The 19,548-nt window shown below is 74.8% G+C and carries 18 protein-coding genes; 9 read left to right on the plus strand and 9 right to left on the minus strand.

The genetic code is table 11. The features are described from left to right. Positions 1 to 16 precede the first annotated feature (16 nt). Complete coding sequence (locus ACIBR0_RS14605) at positions 17 to 886, plus strand: sugar ABC transporter permease (RefSeq protein ID WP_357042110.1); 870 nt, start codon at positions 17 to 19, stop codon at positions 884 to 886. Positions 887 to 891: 5 nt separating this feature from the next. Here the strand turns inward: ACIBR0_RS14605 and ACIBR0_RS14610 are convergent, their stop codons facing one another. After that, positions 892 to 1,317, minus strand: coding sequence for a hypothetical protein (locus ACIBR0_RS14610; RefSeq protein WP_396715708.1), 426 nt, complete (start codon positions 1,315 to 1,317; stop codon positions 892 to 894). 206 nt (positions 1,318 to 1,523) lie between these two features. On the opposite strand from ACIBR0_RS14610, the gene ACIBR0_RS14615 reads away from it, so the two are divergent. After that, positions 1,524 to 2,021, plus strand: a complete 498-nt coding sequence (locus ACIBR0_RS14615; protein WP_396715710.1) for a hypothetical protein — start codon at positions 1,524 to 1,526, stop codon at positions 2,019 to 2,021. A 129-nt stretch (positions 2,022 to 2,150) separates the two neighbouring features. Beyond that, on the plus strand, positions 2,151 to 3,569 hold the full coding sequence (locus tag ACIBR0_RS14620; protein WP_396715712.1) for an RtcB family protein: 1,419 nt from the start codon (positions 2,151 to 2,153) through the stop codon (positions 3,567 to 3,569). 69 nt (positions 3,570 to 3,638) lie between these two features. Here ACIBR0_RS14620 and ACIBR0_RS14625 read toward each other — a convergent pair whose 3' ends face one another. After that, positions 3,639 to 4,064 carry an archease gene (locus ACIBR0_RS14625; RefSeq protein ID WP_396715714.1) on the minus strand — a complete coding sequence of 142 codons (426 nt, stop codon included), beginning with the start codon at positions 4,062 to 4,064 and terminating at the stop codon, positions 3,639 to 3,641. Between the two features lie 181 nt (positions 4,065 to 4,245). Between ACIBR0_RS14625 and ACIBR0_RS14630 the strand changes: the two genes are divergently transcribed. Beyond that, entirely contained in the window at positions 4,246 to 5,775 is a 1,530-nt protein-coding gene (locus tag ACIBR0_RS14630; RefSeq protein WP_396715716.1) for a multicopper oxidase family protein, read from the plus strand. A 46-nt stretch (positions 5,776 to 5,821) separates the two neighbouring features. Next, positions 5,822 to 6,424, plus strand: a complete 603-nt coding sequence (locus ACIBR0_RS14635; RefSeq protein ID WP_396715718.1) for an MBL fold metallo-hydrolase — start codon at positions 5,822 to 5,824, stop codon at positions 6,422 to 6,424. Between the two features lie 3 nt (positions 6,425 to 6,427). Here ACIBR0_RS14635 and ACIBR0_RS14640 read toward each other — a convergent pair whose 3' ends face one another. Together ACIBR0_RS14640 and ACIBR0_RS14645 are read right to left on the minus strand one after the other, a co-directional pair. Further along, positions 6,428 to 7,141, minus strand: a complete 714-nt coding sequence (locus ACIBR0_RS14640; RefSeq protein WP_396715720.1) for a B3/4 domain-containing protein — start codon at positions 7,139 to 7,141, stop codon at positions 6,428 to 6,430. Further along, positions 7,138 to 7,749 (minus strand): LysE family translocator, encoded by a 612-nt coding sequence (locus ACIBR0_RS14645; protein WP_357041169.1) that lies wholly within the window; start codon positions 7,747 to 7,749, stop codon positions 7,138 to 7,140. The genes ACIBR0_RS14640 and ACIBR0_RS14645 overlap by 4 nt, the downstream gene beginning before the upstream one ends. Positions 7,750 to 7,804: 55 nt before the next feature. Between ACIBR0_RS14645 and ACIBR0_RS14650 the strand changes: the two genes are divergently transcribed. Next, complete coding sequence (locus tag ACIBR0_RS14650) at positions 7,805 to 9,295, plus strand: PLP-dependent aminotransferase family protein (RefSeq protein ID WP_396715722.1); 1,491 nt, start codon at positions 7,805 to 7,807, stop codon at positions 9,293 to 9,295. Here the strand turns inward: ACIBR0_RS14650 and ACIBR0_RS14655 are convergent. The 5 genes from ACIBR0_RS14655 to ACIBR0_RS14675 form a co-directional block, all read right to left on the minus strand. After that, a complete protein-coding gene (locus ACIBR0_RS14655; protein WP_396715724.1) occupies positions 9,292 to 11,673 on the minus strand; it encodes a hypothetical protein in 2,382 nt (793 codons plus the stop codon). The two genes, ACIBR0_RS14650 and ACIBR0_RS14655, sit on opposite strands and share 4 nt — an antisense overlap. Further along, on the minus strand, positions 11,670 to 13,433 hold the full coding sequence (locus tag ACIBR0_RS14660) for an ABC transporter permease subunit (RefSeq protein ID WP_396715726.1): 1,764 nt from the start codon (positions 13,431 to 13,433) through the stop codon (positions 11,670 to 11,672). The genes ACIBR0_RS14655 and ACIBR0_RS14660 overlap by 4 nt, the downstream gene beginning before the upstream one ends. Continuing rightward, the gene (locus tag ACIBR0_RS14665; protein WP_396715728.1) at positions 13,430 to 14,704 is read right to left on the minus strand and encodes an ABC transporter substrate-binding protein; all 1,275 of its coding nucleotides are present in this window, start codon (positions 14,702 to 14,704) and stop codon (positions 13,430 to 13,432) included. The genes ACIBR0_RS14660 and ACIBR0_RS14665 overlap by 4 nt, the downstream gene beginning before the upstream one ends. Beyond that, positions 14,701 to 15,309, minus strand: a complete 609-nt coding sequence (locus ACIBR0_RS14670) for an ATP-binding cassette domain-containing protein (protein ID WP_396715730.1) — start codon at positions 15,307 to 15,309, stop codon at positions 14,701 to 14,703. Before ACIBR0_RS14670 ends, ACIBR0_RS14665 begins: the two co-directional genes overlap by 4 nt. Before the next feature lie 97 nt (positions 15,310 to 15,406). Further along, the gene (locus ACIBR0_RS14675; protein WP_396715732.1) at positions 15,407 to 16,048 is read right to left on the minus strand and encodes a TetR/AcrR family transcriptional regulator; all 642 of its coding nucleotides are present in this window, start codon (positions 16,046 to 16,048) and stop codon (positions 15,407 to 15,409) included. Positions 16,049 to 16,163: 115 nt separating this feature from the next. Between ACIBR0_RS14675 and ACIBR0_RS14680 the strand changes: the two genes are divergently transcribed. From ACIBR0_RS14680 to ACIBR0_RS14690, 3 genes are read left to right on the plus strand one after another with little or no spacing between them, the layout of a single operon-like run. Further along, positions 16,164 to 17,651, plus strand: coding sequence for a flavin-containing monooxygenase (locus ACIBR0_RS14680; RefSeq protein WP_396715734.1), 1,488 nt, complete (start codon positions 16,164 to 16,166; stop codon positions 17,649 to 17,651). Continuing rightward, complete coding sequence (locus ACIBR0_RS14685; RefSeq protein ID WP_396715736.1) at positions 17,644 to 18,561, plus strand: SDR family NAD(P)-dependent oxidoreductase; 918 nt, start codon at positions 17,644 to 17,646, stop codon at positions 18,559 to 18,561. The genes ACIBR0_RS14680 and ACIBR0_RS14685 overlap by 8 nt, the downstream gene beginning before the upstream one ends. Continuing rightward, positions 18,558 to 19,499, plus strand: coding sequence for an alpha/beta fold hydrolase (locus ACIBR0_RS14690; RefSeq protein ID WP_396715738.1), 942 nt, complete (start codon positions 18,558 to 18,560; stop codon positions 19,497 to 19,499). The genes ACIBR0_RS14685 and ACIBR0_RS14690 overlap by 4 nt, the downstream gene beginning before the upstream one ends. The last annotated feature ends 49 nt before the right edge of the window (positions 19,500 to 19,548 follow it).

Below are 19,548 nucleotides of genomic sequence, written 5' to 3' on the forward strand. Positions count from 1 at the left end.
CCGGCAGTTGGCGCTGATGCTGGCGCCGTACCTGGTGGGTCTGGTCGGGCTGGTTCTGCTGCCGGCGCTGGTCACGCTCGCGCTGGCGTTCACCTCCTACGACCTGCTGCGCCCGCCGACCTGGGTGGGCCTGGACAACCTCACCGCGCTCGCCGACGACCCGATCTTCCGGGTCGCCCTGGTCAACTCGCTGGTCTTCGCGCTGATCGCCGTACCGTTGCGGGTGCTCCTCGCGCTCGGCCTGGCCCTGCTGCTGCACCGCCGTGCCCTCGGCGTGGGCAGTGCGCGCAGCGCGGCGCTGCTGCCCACGGCGGTCCCGGAGATCGCGTACGGCCTGCTGTGGCTCTGGCTGTTCAACCCGCTGTACGGGCCGATCAACCAGATGCTGCGCACCGGGGGCGAGAACGGCCTGACCGCGCTGGGCCGCACCCCGCCGCAGTGGTTGACCGACCCGACCGACGCCCGCGCCGCCATCATTCTGATGAGCCTGTTCACCATGGGGGAGACCTTCGTGGTGCTGCTCGCGGCCCGGCGGTCGCTGCCCCGGGACGTCTACGAGATGGCCGCTTTGGAGGACGCCACCGGCTGGGACGTGTTCCGCCGGGTCACCCTGCCCCTGATGGCGCCGGTGCTGGCCCTGCTCGCCGTCCGCGACGTCGTGGCGAGCCTGCACTTCACGTTCGTGCCGGCGTTCGTGGTGACCGACGGCGGGCCGCCGCCGTACTCCACCACCTACCTGTCGCTGTTCGTCTACCAGACCGGTTTCGAGTACCTGCGCTACGGCTATGCGGCGGCGGCGACACTCGTGATGATCCTGCTGACCGCGGCGGCGGTGGTCGTGCAGTGGCGGCTCTTCCGCCGCTACCGTTCGTTCTACCGCCTGTAGCGGGGTCAGCCGCGTCGTCGCAGCCGCGTCGTGGCCATCCAGCAGAGGCCGCCGAGAACCGCCCCAGCGCACGCCGTCAGCAGTGCCTGGGCGAACGGCGGAACGACCCATCCGTGCGTCAGAACCGTGAGGCCGTCGTGCCGACGGGCTGTTTCGGGGACCTCCACCTCCCATTCGTAGTTGTCGTCCGGCCCCGCGAGTGCATGCCAGGAGGTGCCGAGCTCGACATCGTGGACGGGACCTGAGAAGTCGAAGGCCGCCCGGGTCCAGTGCCCCACGCACCGGCTGTGTTGCCTCTCCAACCTGTCGTAGGTGACGTAGCAGTGGTCAACGGTCACTCCAGCGGGCGCGGGCAGGACACCGGCGACATACGCGATCGCGAGCGCCGTGAGGACGACGCCGCCCCGGGCGAGCGACCGCCGGACGGTCATGGCGGCCGGCGAAACTGGCATGGTGGCCCTCTTCCGGACAAGTCACGAACTCACACCGCTGCAACGTCCAACCTTCCGGTGCCGATGTCAATGCCTGACTCGTGGCCCGGGTCGCCGTGCTGCCTCAGGAGAGAGTGTGGGAGAGACTGTCGTGACGGAACCGGCACGAGATCCGGCCCGTCGGAGGATGACGGAGGTGTCGTGCCATGCGTCGCATACCGGTCCTGCTGACCGCCCTCGGCCTGCTCTGTTGGCTGACCGCCTGCTCCACCACCGACGACCCGCGGGCGCAGCCCGGCGGCTCCCCGCCGCCCGCCGGATCCGGGCCGGCCGTGCCGTCGCCCCCGGCCGGTACGGGGTCGGTCGTGCCGTCGCCGCCGGCCGGTACGGGTTCGGCTCCCGTCCCGGCGTCGCCGCCGGCCGGCTCGGTGGGACCGCCGGCCCCGCCCCAGCCGGGCGGGGGTGAGGTGCCCGGTCCGCTGCCGTTCGGGGAGCGCACCCTCACCGGGACCGTGGAGCGGGTCGGGGACTGCACCATGCTGCTGGTCGGCGAGCGACGGTGGGCGCTGACCGGGGACGCGGCGGCCACCCTGCGCCCCGGCAGCCGGGTCACCGTGCGGGGGGCCGTGGCACCGCTGCCGCCCGCCTGCGCCGACCGTGACCTGGCCCAGACCGTCGCCGTCGCCCGGGTCGAGCCGGCCTGACCGGCTGCACGTGATCGTCCACGTCCGGGCTGTCCGACACGCCGACGGTGTGACAGCGGGACCGTAGACGATCATGGGGTGCCGCCGGAGGGCTGGTGTAACGGGCAGCTGGCCGGGTAGGCGGGGCGGATGGAGCTGGTCGAGGAGTCGCCGTACCGGTTCCGGATCGACCGGCACGACCCGATGCGCGTACCGGGGGTGGTCTTCGCGTCGGAGTCGTTGCTGCCCGACGCCGGAGCCGACAAGTCACTGGAACAGGTCGCGAACGTCGCCACCCTGCCGGGCATCGTCGACGCGTCGTACGCCATGCCGGACGTGCACTGGGGTTACGGCTTCCCGATCGGCGGCGTGGCCGCCACCGACGTGGCACGGGGCGGCGTGGTCTCCCCGGGCGGGGTCGGCTTCGACATCTCGTGCGGCGTGCGGTTGCTCGCCGCCGACCTCGACCGGGCCGACCTCGGGACCCGGCTCGACGGTCTGATGGACGCGCTCGGCGCGGCGATCCCGCGCGGCATGGGCCGGGGCGCGGTGTGGCACCTCACGGGGTCTGACGAGCTGGACGGGGTGCTGCGCGGCGGCTCGCGCTACGCCGTCGAGCGCGGCTTCGGCGTCGAGCGGGACCTGCACCGCTGCGAGGACTACGGCGCGGTCGCGGACGCCAACCCGGCCCAGGTCAGCGCCCGGGCGATCGAACGCGGGGCCGGTCAGGTCGGCAGCCTCGGCTCCGGCAACCACTTCCTGGAGGTCCAGGCCGTCGCGGAGGTGTACGACGAGCCGGTCGCCGCCGCGTTCGGGCTGCGCGCCGGTCAGGTCTGCGTGATGGTCCACTCCGGTTCCCGGGGTCTGGGTCACCAGATCTGCACCGACCACGTCCGGACGATGGAGAAGGTGATGCGCCGGTACGGCATCGAGGTGCCGGACCGGCAGCTCGCCTGCGCGCCGGTCGACTCCCACGAGGGCCGGGCCTACCTCGGCGCGATGGCCGCCGCCGCCAACTACGCCCGCGCCAACCGGCAACTGCTGGCGCACGCCGCCCGGACGGCCTTCACGCGGGAGACCGGCAGCCGCCTCGACCTGGTCTACGACATCTCGCACAACCTGGCGAAGATCGAGACCCACGGCACGGACGGGGACCGTCGCAGCCTGTGCGTGCACCGCAAGGGGGCCACCCGCGCGCTGCCGCCCGGCCATCCGGAGCTGCCCGAGGACCTGCGCGACGTCGGGCAGCCGGTGCTGATCCCCGGCTCGATGGGCACCTCCTCGTACGTCCTCACCGGCGTGCCCGGCTCACCCGCCTTCGCCTCCACCTGCCACGGCGCGGGCCGGGTGCAGAGCCGCAAGCAGGCGGTGAAGGCGGAGCGCGGCCAGGACCCGCGCGGTCAACTGGAGGCGCAGGACATCGCGGTACGCGGTGCGTCCCGGCGCGGCCTGGCCGAGGAGATGCCGGCGGCGTACAAGGACGTGTCGGCCGTGGTCGAGGCGGCGGAGGGCGCCGGCCTGTGCCGGAAGATCGCCCGGCTGGTGCCGCTCGGCGTCGTCAAGGGCTGAAACCGCGTGTTAGGAAGGGCCCCTTCTTAACGCCAGGCGTTAACAAGGGGCCCTTCCTTACACCGCCGGTCACACGTCGAAGGTCACCGCGCAGGACCAGCCCGGCCCGTCGGGGCCGAAGCGCAGCTCGTGCAGGGCGACCGCCTTCGGCACCGCCCCGACCAGCTCCACGTCGTCGGTGGTCGCCGTCCGCCAGCGCACCACCGTGCCGTCCTCGTCGGCCACCTCGGTGCGTACGGGAAGCTCGCCCGCCGTGTCCATCCGGAAGATCACCTCGTCGAGGACGCTGACCAGCAGGTCCTCGTCGTCCTCACCGGCCTGCGGGCGGTACTCCCGATCGGTGAAAGTGCGCGCGCCGGAGGTGTCGGCGAAGGTGTCGACCAGGGCGGTGACCGCCTCGGCCACGCACTCCTCCCGGCTGGGCGCCCACGCCTCGATCCGGACGTCGGCGGTGTGCGGGACGCAGCGGTGGCCGCGCTCGGGTCGTCCTGCCATGCCCCGATCATGCGCCACGAGACCGTCCGGCGGGGCGGTCTGCCCCCGAGACGGTCGGAGAACGTCCCGGGGCTGCGGCTCGGGGTGATCCCGGAGCGGCCCCGGAAACCGTCCCGCCGGCCTGGTCGGCGGGACGGATAAGAAGGGAGGCTACAGGTACCGACCCACCGGAGGTGCCACCGTGGCGACCCGACGCCGACCCCTCGTCCGCCTGCTCCTCAGCGTGCTCGCCGTCGTCGGAGTGCTCTGCTGCGGCGGTGTCGCCGCCGGGGCCTGGGCGTTCACCCGCTCCGGCACCGACACCGTCGGCGAGGTGGACTTCGTGCGCCCGCTCGCCGTACCTCCGCTGGCGCCCTCCCGGATCGACGGGCAGGGCCGGCGCGTGTTCGACCTGCTCGCCCGCGACGGACGCCGGGACTTTCGCGGCGACGGCCGGATGACCCGGACCGCCGGGTTCGACGGTGACTACCTCGGCCCGACGCTGCGGGCGAAGCGCGGTGAGCAGGTGGCGGTGAACGTGGTGAACCGGCTGGGCGAGGAGACCAGCGTGCACTGGCACGGCATGCACCTGCCGGCCCGGATGGACGGCGGCCCGCACCAGATGGTCCGGCCCGGGGCGACCTGGTCGCCGACCTGGACGGTGAACCAGCCGGCCGCGACGCTCTGGTACCACCCGCACGTGCACGGGAAGACCGAGGAGCACGTCTACCGGGGCCTGGCCGGCATGTTCATCCTCGACGACGACCGGGAGGCGGCCCTGCCGCTGCCCCGCGACTACGGCGTCGACGACGTGCCGGTGATCGTGCAGGATCGGGCGTTCTCCCGCAGCGGCCAGTTCACCAAGACCCGGAACTCGATCTCCAGCATCGGGGTGCTGGGCGACACACTCCTGGTCAACGGCACCGTCGGGCCGTACCTCGACGTGCGCACGGAGCGGGTCCGGCTGCGACTGCTCAACGCCTCCACGGCCCGCATCTACGAGTTCGGGCTCTCCGACGGCCGGCCGTTCGACATGATCGCCAGCGACGGCGGCCTGCTGCCGCGCACCGCCCGGCTGAACCAGGTGCGGCTCTCGCCCGGCGAGCGCGCCGAGATCGTGGTGACCGTCCGGCCCGGGGAGCGGGTCACGCTGCGCAGCACCGGCCCCGACCTGGAGGCGGGCGCGCTGGCCGACCGCTTCGCCGGCGGGCGGGACCGCTTCGACGTGCTTCAGCTACGCGCCGCCGGCGCCCTCGCACCGGCGCCGGAGGTGCCCGCCGAACTGGTGCCCTCCGACCGGCTCGCCCCGGCCACCGCCGCGGTGACCCGCCGGCTGGAGTTCCAGGGCCGGGGCGTCAACGGCCGCTCGATGCGGATGGACCGGATCGACTTCGCCGCCACCCGGGACACCACCGAGGTGTGGGAGGTGGAGAACACCGACGGCACCCCGCACAACTTCCACGTCCACGACGTGCAGTTCCAGGTGCTGTCGGTCGACGGCGCGGCCCCGCCGCCGGAGCTGGGCGGTTGGAAGGACACCGTTTACCTCGCGCCGGACCGGCCGGTACGGATCGCCCTGCGGTTCACCGACCACAGTGACCCGAACGTGCCGTACATGTACCACTGCCACCTGCTGTGGCATGAGGACAACGGGATGATGGGCCAGTTCGTGGTGGTCGAGCCGGGCCAGGCGCCGGGCCGCCCGCCCACCGGGCACGCGGGCCACGACTGACGGCGCGGGGCAGCGGGAACGGACGTCCCGGGCGTACGGTCGGCGGGTGTTGATCACCAAGTTCACCCACTCCTGCGTCCGCCTGGAGCACGACGGCGGCGTCCTCGTCATCGACCCCGGCACCTGGAGCGAGCCCCGGGCCCTGACCGGCGCGGACGCCGTGCTGGTCACGCACGAGCACACCGACCACGTGGACGTGCTGCGGCTGGCCGGCCTCGGCGTCCCGGTGTTCGTGCCGGAGGGCGCGACGCTGCCCGGCCCGGTGCCGCTGCCGGTGACCGAGGTCCGGGCCGGGCAGCGGTTCACCGCCGCCGGCATGACGGTGACCGCCGTCGGGGGCCGGCACGCCACCATCCACGGCGGTCTGCCCGACTGCGCGAACCTCGGCTACCTCGTGGCGGATGCCGTCTACCACCCGGGCGACTCGCTGCACCGGCCCGACCACCCGGTGGACACCCTGCTGGTGCCCGCGCAGGCGTCCTGGCTGAAGCTCACCGAGGCGATCGGCTTCGCCACCGCCGTCGGCGCGCGCCGGACGTTCCCCATTCACGACGCGCAGCTCAACGAGCGGGGCATGGCCAGCGTCAACGGCTGGTTCGGCGAGACCGTGCCCGGCTACCGGTTCCTCGAGGTGGACGAGACGGCCTGACGCTCAGACCTCGAAGCGGGGCGTGGCGGCGGTGAGGACCGCCGTCCGCGACGCCACGCCCCACCCTCGTTCCAGGTTTCCCGCCAGGGCGTCGAGCAGGACCGGTACGTCCCGGGCGGCGCCCGGGTGCAGCGCCTCCGCCACGACCAGGATCCGTGTGGTGTCGTCGCGGACCGCCGACCAGCCGCTCTGCCGGTTGGTCCAGCGGCGGGCGTGGGCCCGCCCGTGGTCGTCGGCGAAGATGACCTCGTCCGGGTCGGGGTGCTCCTCGTCGCCGCCGAAGGTCAGGTACCGCTCGTCGCCCCGGGCGTGCCGCACGTCGAGGCCGCCACCGATCCGCGCCGCGTCGATGATCGCGACCGGGATCGCGGACGCCACCGACAGGGCGTTGCCGAGGTCGACCAGGGGGTGCACCTCGGGCAGGCTCCCGGCGGTCCGCAGCCGGCGCAGCAGCGACTCGGCCGCGCACCGGTACCGGGTGGGGGCGAGGCCGGTGCGGGTGAAGGCGCGCCGCCACGCCTGGATCTCCGGGAACGTCGCCTCGGTGCCGGTGGCGAGCCGGTCCCGGGCTGTGTCGTGCAGGGCGCCGAGGGGCAGGGCGGTGCGGGGCTTGCCGTCGACGCCGTCGGCGTACAGGACGCCGGCGACGAGGTCCGGGTGCTCGGCCCACATCCGGGGTGAGTGCTGGAGGTACACGACGGTCCCTTCGGTGGTCACGCCTCGGCCCGGGCGAGCAGCAGGCCGAGGGCGAGGAACGAGCCGGCGAAGCCGCGGCGCAGCCAGTCGGTGACCCGCGGCCGGTCCAGCACGTGCCGGCGTACGGCCGCCGCGCAGAGGCCGTACACCGCGAAGATCACGAGGCTGACCAGCATGAACACCGCGCCGAGCCCGATCATCGCGGAGACCGCCCCGGGCTCGCCCGAGCGGACGAACTGCGGCAGGAACGCGAAGAAGAAGATGGTCAGCTTCGGGTTGAGCAGGTTCATCAGCACCGCCGAGCCGATCACCCGGGCCGCCGGCGCCGGCGGCGCGTCGTCGGCCACCGTGAGGGATCCCCGGTCGCGCAGCGTCGCCACCGCCAGCCAGAGCAGGTACGCGACGCCGAGGTACTTCAGCAGGCCGAAGGCGAGCGCGCTGGAGTGCAGCAGCGCGGCCAGCCCGGTCACCGCCGCGGCCAGGTGCGGCACGATGCCGACGGTGCAGCCGAACGCGGCGACCAGGGCGGCCCGTGGCCCGCCGGTCAGACCGGCGGAGAGCGTGAAGAGCACCCCGGCACCGGGGGTGAGGACCACGACGAGGGTGGTCACCAGGAAGGCGATGGTCACGAGAGTTCTCCTCTGCGGGATGTGTCACCTCCCACCCTCCTGGCAGGATGGTCCGATGAGCAGGGCCAAACCGACGTCCCTCGACCGGTCCATAACCTCCGGGTCGGACTTCCTGCACCTGGACATCGCGCACGCCCCGGTCGGCGGCCGGGCCGACTGGCTCGCCGGCCAGTTGCGCGCCGCCGTCGCCGACGGCCGGATCCCCGTCGGCAGCCGGCTCCCCGCCACCCGGGTGCTCGCCGCCGACCTCGGCGTCTCCCGGGGCGTGGTCGTCGAGGCGTACCAGCGGATGGCGGAGGAGGGCCACGTCGCCGGACGGGGGCGTGCCGGCACCGTGGTGGTCGCCGCGCCGCCCGCGCCGCCGACCATCCCGGCCGCCGCGCCCCCGCCGGCCCCGACGTTCCCGCCGGCACCGGGCACCGACGTCTTCGACGCGGTACGCACGGCGCCCGCGCGGATCGACCTGACACCCGGCGTACCCGACCTGGCCGCCTTCCCCCGCGCGGACTGGCTGCGCGCCGAACGGACCGTGCTGCGGCACCTGGCCGCGTCCGACTTCGGCTACGGCGACCCGTGCGGGGCGCCCGCGCTGCGCCGGGCCGTGGCCGCCTGGCTGGCGCGCAGCCGGGGCATCGCCGTGGACCCCGCCGAGGTGATCGTCACGACCGGCGTCTCGCAGGCCCTCGGGCTGCTCGCCCAGGCGTTGCGCCCCGCCGGAGTCACCTGCGTCGGGGTGGAGGACCCGGGCTCGCTCGGCGTACGCCAACATCTGAACAACTGGCACGTCGACACCCCGCCGGTCGCCGTGGACGCGGCCGGCCTGCGGGTCGACGAACTGGTCGCCGGCGGGCTGCCCGCGGTGATGCTCACCCCCGCGCACCAGTTCCCGACCGGCGTGGTGCTCGACGGCGAGCGCCGTTGCCAGCTCGTCGCCTGGGCCCGTGCCGGCGGCCTGGTGATCGAGGACGACTACGACGCCGAGCACCGGTACGACCGGCCGCCGGTGCCGGCGCTGCGCGCCCAGGTGCCCGAGCAGGTCTGCTACGCCGGCAGCGTGTCGAAACTGCTCGCCCCGGCGCTGCGCGTCGGCTGGCTGCTCGTACCGGCCCGCCACCGGGACGCGGTCGTGGCGGCCAAACGCAACGCCGACCTCGGCAACGCGGTCCTGCCGCAGCTCGTCCTCGCCGAGCTGATGACCTCCGGCGCCCTGGAACGGCAGCTGCGGCTGCTGCGCCGCCGGCACGTCCTCCGGCGCGACGCGATGGTCGCGGCGGTGGCGCGGCACCTGCCGGGCGCGACCGTGCACGGTGCGGCGGCCGGCCTGCACCTGATGGTGACCCTCGACGCCGACGTGGCCGACACCGACCTGGCCACGGCGGCCCTGGCGCGGGGCGTGAAGGTGCAGCCGCTGTCCTGGCACTGCCAGCGGCCGTACCCGCCGGGCCTGGTGCTCGGGTACGCGGCCACCGCCGCGTCGGTCATCGCCGAGGGCGTCGCGACGATCGCCGACGCGCTCCGCGACCTGGGACGTGGGCACGGACCCTAGGAGACGTCCGACGTCCGTCCCACCAGGCGGGTGTCGGCCGCCGCCTGGCCCTCGGCGTCGCCTGCCTCCTCGCACACCGTCGCCGCGTCCACCCAGCACTGGCGGGCCTCGGAGTCGTCCCCGAGCGCCGCCGCCGCGTCACCCAGGTAGAGCAGCGTGCGGCCCAGCCCGGCGGTGGGCCGGTCGCCGCGCAGCCGCCGGCTCTCGGCCAGCATCAGGTACGCCTGGCGCGCCTGACCCGGCGCCGCGGCCAGCAGCGTCGCGCCCGCGTTGAGCAGGGCGACGGCGTGGTTCGTCGGGTCGGCCACCGACTCGTACTCCCGTAGCGCCGCCCGCCACGCCTGCGCGGCGTCGAGGTGCTCACCCATGGCGCCGTGCACCAGGACCAGGTTGGCCAGGGCCGCCGCGTACCCGCGCGCGTCGCCGGAGGCCCGGAACGTGTTCGCCGCCCGCACCAGGTGGTGGTGGGCGGTCTCCAGTTCACCCCGGCGCAGGCGGGCCGCCCCGAGCCCCAGGTCGGTCAGCGCGAGTCCGCCGCGGTCCGCGCCGGAGCGGTGTCGCCGGGACAGCTCCAGGTGCTCCACCGCGTCGTCGAGCTGGCCCAGGTCCAGCAGCACCAGCCCGAGGTTCATCCGGGCCTGGGCGGTGCCCCGCCGCCCCCGCTCCGCCACGGCCAGGCTCAACGCGGTCGCCGCCCCCTGCGGGTCACCCCGGCGGCGGCGCAGCACGCCCAGCTCGTTGTGGGCCCACCCGGCGATCTCCGGCCGGTCGTCGGCGGTGGGTGTGGCGAGCACCGTCCGGCACACGTTCTCCCACTCGTCGAGGCGTTCGGCGTGGGCGAGCCACCCGCACAGCGCCACCGCCAGCCGGAACCACCACCGGCGTACCCGCCGGGGCAGCGTCTCCACCGCGCCCGCCGGCACCCGCACCACCGCGAGCAGCAGCTCCTGGTGCAGGTCGAACCAGCTGAACGGGTCGTCGTCCAGCGCCAGCGCCGGTTCCCGGTCCGGCGGCGTGCCGGCCACGGCCAGCGTCGCGGCGTGACGTTCCGCGCGGCGGGCCAGGTGCCGGGTGAGGCGGGCCTGCGCGGCGACGCGCCGCCGGACCGGCTCCGTGTCGCGCAGGTGCATCCGCGCGTACGGGGCAAGCAGGCCGCGCACCTCGTAGCGGTCCCCGTCCGCCCCGCCGACGAACCCGCCGGCGGCCAGCTCGTGCAGCAGCGTGCCGACCCGGTGCACGGGCCGGGCGGACAGGGCGGCGATCGTCGGGCGGTCCAGCGGCACCGGGCTCAGCGACATCAGCCGCCACAGCCGGCGAGCCTCCCCGCCCAACGCCCGGTACGCGGTGTCCCGCGCGGTCACCAGCAGTGTCGCGGGGGAGACGGCGATCTGCTGGTGTGGAGGCGTGTCGACGGCCCGGCGGAGCGCGTCGAGCACGTCGCCGTGCCGCCAGCCGTGCTGCGCCGTACGCCGACCCAGCTCGGCGACCGTTCGGGGCTGCCGTCCGCACAGCTCCACGATGGCGCGTACGGCGGGATCGGTCCGCGGGTCCGGCCGGTGCCGTCGGGCGACCGGCGCGGCGGCACCGGCGGCGGCGAAGAGCTCCACCGCGTCGTCGGTGTCCGGTTCCACCAGCCCGTACGCGGTCACCCCGTTGACGGCCCAGAGCGCCCCGGTGCCGGCCAGCAGCAGCCGGCAGTCCCGGGCCGTCGGCGGCAGCAGCGGCCGGACCTGGTCCGGATCGTCCACGTTGTCCAACACGAGCAGGACTTTCCGGCCGTCGATCTTCCCCAGGATCTCGTGGGCGGCTCCGACCAGGTCGTCGGTGCGCCCGGAGGCCGGTGGCCGGGTCCCGAGGATGCGGGCGAGGGCGGTCAGCACCTCCCGGGCCGACCGCGGCCGGCCGTCCCGCCGCAGGTCCAGGTAGTACTGCCCGTCGGGGAAGGCGTCCCGGCGCAGGTTGGCGACCTGGATCGCGCACGATGAGGTGCCGACGGCCCGCCGGCCCACCACTGCCACGGCGTGTTTCGGCCCCAGCGCGTCGACGACGGCCGCGACGTCCGCGGACCGCCCGGTGAACCCGGAGGGCCAGGGCAGGGTCGGCGCCTCCACGGTGGACGTGGCCGCCGGATCGTCCTCCTCCGTGGGGCGCTGCCGTTGCCGCCGCCACTCGACGAGCATGCCGGCCGCGAGGCCGAGCACGATCACGGCGGCGCTCGCGGAGCCCAGCTGCGCCTTCGACAGGTCGGTGAGCAGGTTCCCGGTGACGTTGCCGAGGACCGCGCTGGCGGTACCGCCCAGCACGCCACCGACGGCGAGCAGCAGGCTCAGCCGTCCCGGTCGGCGCGGGCGACGCGTCGGCGGCTGCGGCCCGGTCACCGGACACCCCCGGCGACCAGGCCGGCGACCAGGTGCCGACGGGCCAGGACCACCAGCACCACCGGCAGGACGGAGGCGATGACCGAGGCGGCGGCGAGCCCTCCGCTGTTGGCCACGAATCCCCGCGTCTGGCCGGCCAGGAAGAGCCCCAGCGGAGCCGCGCCCGGCCCGCTGAACAGCAGGCCCACCACGAGGTCGTTCCACACCTGGACGAACTCCAGCACCGCGACCGCGATCACCGCCGGGCGGTTGTGCCGCGCCAGCAGCCGCAGGGTTCCCCACCAGTGCCGCCCGCCGACCCGCGCGGCCCGTACCTGCTCGGCGGGCAGGTCGGCGAAGGCGTTGCGCAGCACCAGGACGGCGAACGGCACCCCCAGCGCGATGTGCACCAGGGCCAGGCCCCGGGTCGTGCCCGACGACAGCACCACGCCCAGCATCTCGTTGACCGGACCGGCGATCACCTGCACCGGTACGACGCAGGCGGCCATCAGGAACAACCCGGTCGCCTGCGCCGCCGGACCGGTCAGCCACGCCAGCGGGTACGCGGCGAGCAGCGCCACCGCCAGGACCGCCGCCGTGACCACCACGGTCAGGACCGTCGTGACACCCAGGGTGCGCCACAGCTCGGTGCCGGTGACCAGATCACGGTAGGAGGCCAGGCTGGGCGGGGCCGACCACCACCCCCGCGTCGCCGCGGCCACCGGGGCGTGCAGCGACGTGGCGACGAGCACCCCGAGCGGTATCAGCCAGGCGACGGCGGCGGCCGCCGCGAGCAGCCGGGCCAGGCGGCGCGGCGGCGGGGTCGCCGGACCCGGGGGCGCCGGCACCGGCCCCGGTGGCGGTGGCCACGCCTGCCGGACGAACAGCGCCGCGAGCAGCACCCCGGCCACCACGGCCACCAGCCACACCACCCCGAGCGCGGCGCCCTCGCCGGTGGTGACGCCGTTGGACGTCTGCCAGACCCGCACCGCGAGCACCGCCGCCTCGTCGCGCACCGAGCCGGGCGCCATCACGAGGATCAGGTCGAAGGTCCGGCTCGTGCCCACCGCCACCAGGGCGAAGACCACGGCGGCGGTACGCAGTAGCAGCGGTCGCCACTGGGCGTCCCACAGCACGTCGCGGCGGTTGCCGCCGAAGGCGCGCACGGCGTCGGCGAGGCTGGGCGGAACCGCGTCGAGGGCGGCCCGGAACACCAGCACGGCCAGCCCGACCCAGGCCCACACGAACGCCGACATGAGGGCCACCGTCACCAGGCCGGGGCCGAGCATCTGCGGGGCGTCGGCGAGGGGCCGGCCGGTGAGTCGCGCCGCCAGCAGGGTGGCGATCCCCCGCTCCGGGTCGGGGTCGTACAGCAGCCGGAAGGTGATCCCGGTGACCACCAACGGCACCGCGATCGGGACGACCAGGATGAGCCGGACGAGGCCGCCCTCCTGCGAGCGACGCGACGCGGCGGCGAGCAGGTAGCCCAGCACGGTCACCACCGCCGGGACCACCAGCGCCCAGAGCACGGTCCGGGCGACCACCGCACCGGTGCCGGGAGCGGCGAGCGCGGTGCGGAAGTGCGCCGCGCCCACCCACCGGCCGTCGGTGGTGACGCTGGCGTGCAGCGTCCGCAGCACCGGCCAGGCCAGCAGCCCGCCGAGCAACAGCACCGCGGGCACCAGCAGGGCCGAGGTGGCTCCGGCCGCCGGATAGGCGCGTCCCCGCCGGGCCGGGCCCACGTCGTCCAGGACGGCCGTCTCGCCGAGCACCCGCGTCATCGGCCGCCACCCGCGGACCGGGCCGCCGCCGCCAACTGTCCGGTGGCACGGCGGATCGCCTCGCCCGCCGCCACCCCGCCGGTCACGTCGGCGAAGAAGTCCTGCATGATCCGCCAGATCCCCACCCCGTCGGAGCCGGTGAACGGACCGGGGAGCTGGTCGGAGAGGTCGAAGCGCACGGCGTCGGTGGTCCTCAGGTCGGTGGCGAGTTCCCGGCGGACCGGGTCGCGGTAGCTGGCCAGCGGCACGGACACGTTGGGGGACAGGTATCCGCCGGCGTCGAGCCACGGGCCGAAGGCCGACCCTTCGCTGAGCCAGCGCACCAGGTCCGCGCCGCGGTCCGACCCGGCGAAGACGACCGCCGCGTCCCCGCCCACGATCAGGGGGCGGTCGGCCATCCGGGCACCGGGGAACCGGAACGTCCGCGGTGCCGCACCGGAGGAGAACGCCCGGACCACGTCGTCGACGAAGTCGCCCTCGAACACCATGACGGCCCGGTGGCGGTGCACGACGTCGATGACCGAGTCCTCGTACTGGGTGAGCAGCGCACGCCGGCCGCCGCCGGGGAAGGCGCCCTCGACGCTCCACAGCTCCGCGAGCCGGTCCAGCGCGGCGCGCACCGACCGGCTGCCCCAGTCGGCGTCACCCCGGGCCAGGGCCGAGTAGAACCCGGGTGTCGTCACGTCGGCCAGCACGTTCTCGAACCAGTCGGTGAGCACCCAACCGTCGGCCGCGCCGACCGCCAGCGGGGCGGGACCCGCGCCGCGGCGGGCCGGCCCGCCCAGCCGCCGGGTGACCTGGACCAGCTCGTCCCAACTGCGCGGCGGGTCGGGAAGCAGGGAGGGCAGGTGCCAGAACAGCGACTTGTGCGCCGCCTTCACCCAGACCCCGTACCGCCGCCCGCCGGTGGTGAGCAGGTCCGCCATCCCGACCGGGACGGCGTAGCCGCCCGACGGCGTCACCTCCCGCAGCCAACCTCGCCGCGCGTACTCGACGACCAGACCCGGGCGGGGCAGGATCGCCACGTCCGGGCTGGTGCCGGCGAGGTGACGGGCGCGCAGGAACGCGTCGATGTCGTTGCCCGCGCTGACCACCCGCACGTCGCCGTACCCGGCGACCACCTCGCGGAACCGGGCCAGCTCACCGGTGCTCCACACCACCGCCACCTGGATCGACGGCTCCCCGCGTCCGCAGCCGGCGGCGACCGTCACGGCCCCCGCCGCTCCGGCCCGCAGCAGCGTACGGCGGCTCACGCGCCCGTCGTGCCTCACGCCGCCACCTCGACGGCCACCGCCACGTCCGAGGCGACGGTCGGGTCGGCCGTGCACACCAGCACCGCGGCGCCGGGCGTGTCCGCCGGGGTCAACCGGTCGACCAGGTCGGCGAGGCGGCCCCCGCGGACCACCGCCGACGGCAGGTCCACCACCAGGACCTCGGGGAGGCAGGCGGCGGCCCGGGCCAGCGCGACCCGGAACCGCTGCGCCTCGGAGAGCAGGTGGGGCCGCAGGTCCAGGGTCGGGGCGAGTTCCAACCGGTCGACCACGGTCGCGGTCCAGTCGTCGACGACGTCGCGCACCCGTTCCCGCCGGCGCCAGCCGTACGCGATGTTGCGGCGCACCGTCAGGTGGGGCAGCAACGCGCCGCCGGCCGGGACGTACCCGATGCGGCGGCGGTTCGGTGGCAGTGCGGTGACGTCGCGGTCGGAGACCAGGACCTTCCCGTCGACGGGAGGGGTCAGCCCGACCACCGCCCGGGCGAGGGCGGTGCCGAGCCTCGCGGGCGCCCGCAGGGCGGCCGTCACGCCGGCGGGGACGTCCAGGGTGACCGCCGACGTGTCCGGGAGGGCGACGAGTGCACACAGGCGTAACGTGGCCATCACCTCCGGTGACCGGTGTCGTCGCCCCCAGGGTGGCACACGACGGCGACAATCGATGCCCGGGGGTGTCCACGGTGGACGTGTCGGCGCCCGGTCCTCAGCGGTAGATGGCGGCGAGCCAGACGTCGAGCAGCACGTCGACCACGTCCCGCTCGGCCACCGACGGGCCGTCCCCGGCGAAGGTCGCGTACCAGACGCGCTCGTTCATCGAGTTCAGGGCGATGGCGAGGTCCCGCGCCGGCAGCCCGGCCGGCGCCGCGCCGCGCCGCCGCTCGGCCGCGATCGCCGTCTCGATGGCCTGCACCCAGCGTTCCATGACCGTGGCCCAGAGCCGCCGTACCTCGGCGTTGGTGCCGCGTACCTGCGCGCAGGCGAGCACGACCGCGCGGTGCGCGCCGAACGTGCGGTGGAACCGGTCGATCAGCTCGCGCCACCGGGCCCGGGGATCCTCGGCCAGCCGGTCCAGCACGTCCCCGGCGGCGGCGTCGGCCTCCTCGATGACCCGGTCGAGCAGGGTGAGCAGCACGGCGTCCTTCGACGGGAAGTAGAAGTAGAACGTGGGGCGGGAGATGCCGGCGCCCCGGGCCAGGTCGTCGATGGAGATGTCGGTGAAGGCCCGCTGCTCCAGCAGCCGCTCGGCGGTGGCGAGGATGGCCTGCTCCCGCTCGTCGCCCGCGGACCGGGCCGCACGGCGCCCGCGCGGCGTCGGGTTCCCGGCGGCCGTACGGGTGGGCGTCATGCCCGGGAACTCTACAAGCGGTTCGACAGGGTGTCGATTGCCGTCGACAGGGTGTTGACGCCCGTCGAGAGGCGTGGCTAGTGTCCGACATCACTACCTCGACACGGGAGACGACATGGCCACCACCGACCACGTCGACGTGCTCATCGTCGGTGCCGGCCTCTCCGGGGTCGGCGCCGCCTGCCACCTGATCCGCAACTGTCCGGACAAGACGTACGCGGTGCTGGAGGCGCGGGGCGCGATCGGCGGCACCTGGGACCTGTTCCGCTACCCCGGCGTCCGGTCCGACTCGGACATGTTCACCCTCGGCTACTCGTTCAAGCCGTGGACCGACCCCAAGGCGATCGCCGACGGCGACGCCATCCGGTCCTACGTGCGCGAGACCGCCGGCGAGTACGGCGTCACCGACCACATCCGCTTCCACCACCGGGTGGTCCGCGCCGACTGGGACAGCGCCACCGCCCGCTGGACGGTCACCGCGCACCGCGCCGACACCGGCGAGGACGTCACGCTCACCTGCGACTTCCTCTTCACCTGCTCGGGCTACTACCGCTACGACGAGGGCTACACGCCGCCGCTGCCCGGCGTCGAGCGTTTCGCCGGGCGGATCGTGCACCCGCAGCACTGGCCGGAGGACCTCGACCACACCGGGGCCCGGGTCGTGGTCATCGGCAGCGGCGCCACCGCCGTGACGCTGGTGCCGGCGATGGCCGAGCGGGCCGACCACGTCACGATGCTCCAGCGCTCGCCCACGTACGTCATGGCGCTGCCCTCGCGCGACGTGGTCGCCGACACCCTGCGGCGCGTGCTGCCGGAGAAGGCCGTGTACCCGGTCGTGCGGTGGAAGAACGTCCTGCTCGCCACCGCCAACTTCCAGCTCAGCCGCCGCGCCCCCGCCGTGGTGAAGAAGCTGCTGCGCCGGGCCGCCCGGGGTCAACTACCCGTCGGGTACGACGTGGACCGGCACTTCTCACCCCGCTACGACCCGTGGGACCAGCGGCTCTGCGTGGTGCCCGACGGCGACCTGTTCACGGCGATCACGCGGGGCCGGGCGTCGATCGTCACCGACACGATCGACACGTTCACCGAGACGGGCGTCCGGCTGCGCTCCGGCGCCGAGCTGGAGGCCGACGTCGTCGTCACCGCCACCGGCCTCAACCTGCTGGCGTTCGGCGGCATGACGCTGCACGTCGACGGCGCGGAGGTCGACCTCGCCGACACGGTCGCCTACAAGGGCATGATGCTCTCCGGCGTGCCGAACTTCGCGATGACGATCGGCTACACCAACGCGTCCTGGACGCTGAAGGCCGACCTCGTCGCCACGTACGTCTGCCGGCTGCTGCGCCACCTCGACCGCACCGGCCAGCAGATCGTCACACCGCTGCCCCCGCCGGGCGGCGGGCTGCACCCCATCATCGACCTGACCGCCGGGTACGTGCTGCGCAGCGTCGACGCCCTGCCCAAGCAGGGTGCCCGGGCGCCGTGGCGGCTCTACCAGAACTACACCCGGGACGTGCTGCTGATGCGGCACGGCCGACTGACCGACGAGGGCGTCCGGTTCTCCCGGGCCGGCGCTGGAGAGAGGAGCACCGTCCGTGCGTGACTTCGTCTTCCCCGGCGGCACGGCCGTCGTCACCGGGGCGGCCAGCGGGATCGGGGAGGCCCTCGCCCGGGGCCTGGCCCGGCGCGGTGCCGACCTGGTCCTGGTCGACCGCGACGCCGACCGCCTCGACACCGTGGTCGACGCGATCCGCGCCGCGCATCCCGACCGGCAGCTGTCCACGTACGTCGTCGACCTCGCCGACGGCGCCGCCACCGCCCGCGTCGCCGAGGAGATCCGGCAGCGGCATCCCCGTGTCCGGCTGCTGGTCAACAACGCCGGTGTCGCCCTCGGTGGCCGGTTCGACCAGGTCACGCTGGACGAGTTCAGCTGGGTGATCGACATCAACTTCCGGGCGGTGGTGCAGCTGACCCACGCGCTGCTGCCCGCGCTGAAGGCCGAGCCCGGCGCCCACCTGGTCAACATCTCCAGCCTCTTCGGACTGATCGCCCCGCCCGGCCAGGCCGCCTACTCGGCGAGCAAGTTCGCCGTCCGCGGCTTCACCGAGGCGCTGCGCCACGAGCTGGTGGACGACGGCATCGGCGTCACCTCGGTGCACCCCGGCGGCATCAACACCCGGATCGCGCAGAACGCGCGGGTCGGCAGCGGCGTCGACCCGGAGGAGTACGAGACCGGCCTGCGCCAGTTCGAGAAACTGCTGTCCATCCCGCCGGAGAGGGCCGCCGAGGTGATCCTGCGCGGTGTCCGGCGACGACGCGGTCGGGTCCTGATCGGCTGGTCGGCGAAGCTGCCCGACCTGCTGGCCCGCATCGCCCCCGCGTCCTACGGGAAGCTGCTGGTCACCGGCCTCAACCGGGCGGCCGGCGACCCCGCCCGCCGCGCCACCGCCGTCCCGGCGGCCCGGCAGCCCGAGCCGGCGCCGGTGACCGACCCGACGGGAGGTCCGGCATGACCGCCCCGACCGGCCGGCGTCCCCGGCACGTGACCGTCGAGGGCCGGCGGGTCTGCCACCGCGTCGACGGCGACGGCCCCCCGGTGCTGCTGCTGCACGGCATCGGCCGCACCCTGCGCGACTTCGACGACCTGCACGAGCGGCTCGCCGGCAGCTTCCGCGTGCACAGCGTCGACCTGCCCGGGTACGGCAACTCGCTGCCGATGACCGCGCCGTACACCCTGCCGAACCTGGCCCGCTTCGTCGGGCACTACCTGGACGCGGTCGGCGTGGACCAGCCCGTACGCCTGGTCGGCAACTCCCTCGGTGGGGCGATCGCCATGCGGTTCGCCACCACCGAGCCGGACCGGGTCGCCAGCCTCGCGCTGGTCAACCCCGCCGGCTTCGGCCGGGAGGTGACCATCGCGCTCCGGCTGCTCGCCCTGCGCCCCCTGGGCCGGCTGCTGCTGCGGCCCACCCGGTACGCGGCCCGCCGCGCCGAGCTGTCGCTGTTCCACGACCCGGCGCACGCCACCGCCGAGCGGATCGCGTACGCGCTGGAGGTCGCCCGCCAGCCGCACGCCGCCCGGGTGATGCTGGAGACCGCCCGCAACCTCGGCACCTTCCGGGGCGTCAGCCCGCAGTGGCGCGAGGAGCTGCTGGCACAGGTGGAGCAGCTCGACGTGCCCACGCTGGTGGTGTGGGGCGACCGGGACCTGATCCTGCCGGCGAACCACCTCGACGCCGCCCGCGCGCGGCTGCCCCGGGCCCGCACGCACCTGTTCGACAAGTGCGGACACATGCCGCAGATCGAGTGCGCCGAGGAGTTCCACGACCTGTTGCGCGACTTCTGGGCCACCGACTGCGACCGCACGGCCGTCGACGACAGCCCGGCGGGCGCCGACAGCGCTCCGGCGGGCGGCGCCGACGGGCGGGAGCGGATGGCGGAGGCCGGCTGAGACGTCAGGGTGCGGTGCTGCCCCGCTTCTCCTCCTGGGCCAGCACCGC

The sequence above is a fragment of the Micromonospora sp. NPDC049497 genome, assembly GCF_044465805.1.
Taxonomy (GTDB): domain Bacteria; phylum Actinomycetota; class Actinomycetes; order Mycobacteriales; family Micromonosporaceae; genus Micromonospora.

Excerpts from the sequence above, each read along its gene's own strand:
- ACIBR0_RS14605 (WP_357042110.1), top strand. The coding sequence starts at position 17 with ATGCTGGCGCCGTACCTGGTGGGTCTGGTCGGGCTGGTTCTGCTGCCG.
- ACIBR0_RS14610 (WP_396715708.1), bottom strand. The coding sequence starts at position 1,317 with ATGACCGTCCGGCGGTCGCTCGCCCGGGGCGGCGTCGTCCTCACGGCG.
- ACIBR0_RS14615 (WP_396715710.1), top strand. The coding sequence starts at position 1,524 with ATGCGTCGCATACCGGTCCTGCTGACCGCCCTCGGCCTGCTCTGTTGG.
- ACIBR0_RS14620 (WP_396715712.1), top strand. The coding sequence starts at position 2,151 with ATGGAGCTGGTCGAGGAGTCGCCGTACCGGTTCCGGATCGACCGGCAC.
- ACIBR0_RS14625 (WP_396715714.1), bottom strand. The coding sequence starts at position 4,064 with ATGGCAGGACGACCCGAGCGCGGCCACCGCTGCGTCCCGCACACCGCC.
- ACIBR0_RS14650 (WP_396715722.1), top strand. The coding sequence starts at position 7,805 with ATGAGCAGGGCCAAACCGACGTCCCTCGACCGGTCCATAACCTCCGGG.
- ACIBR0_RS14660 (WP_396715726.1), bottom strand. The coding sequence starts at position 13,433 with ATGACGCGGGTGCTCGGCGAGACGGCCGTCCTGGACGACGTGGGCCCG.
- ACIBR0_RS14670 (WP_396715730.1), bottom strand. The coding sequence starts at position 15,309 with ATGGCCACGTTACGCCTGTGTGCACTCGTCGCCCTCCCGGACACGTCG.
- ACIBR0_RS14675 (WP_396715732.1), bottom strand. The coding sequence starts at position 16,048 with ATGACGCCCACCCGTACGGCCGCCGGGAACCCGACGCCGCGCGGGCGC.
- ACIBR0_RS14680 (WP_396715734.1), top strand. The coding sequence starts at position 16,164 with ATGGCCACCACCGACCACGTCGACGTGCTCATCGTCGGTGCCGGCCTC.
- ACIBR0_RS14690 (WP_396715738.1), top strand. The coding sequence starts at position 18,558 with ATGACCGCCCCGACCGGCCGGCGTCCCCGGCACGTGACCGTCGAGGGC.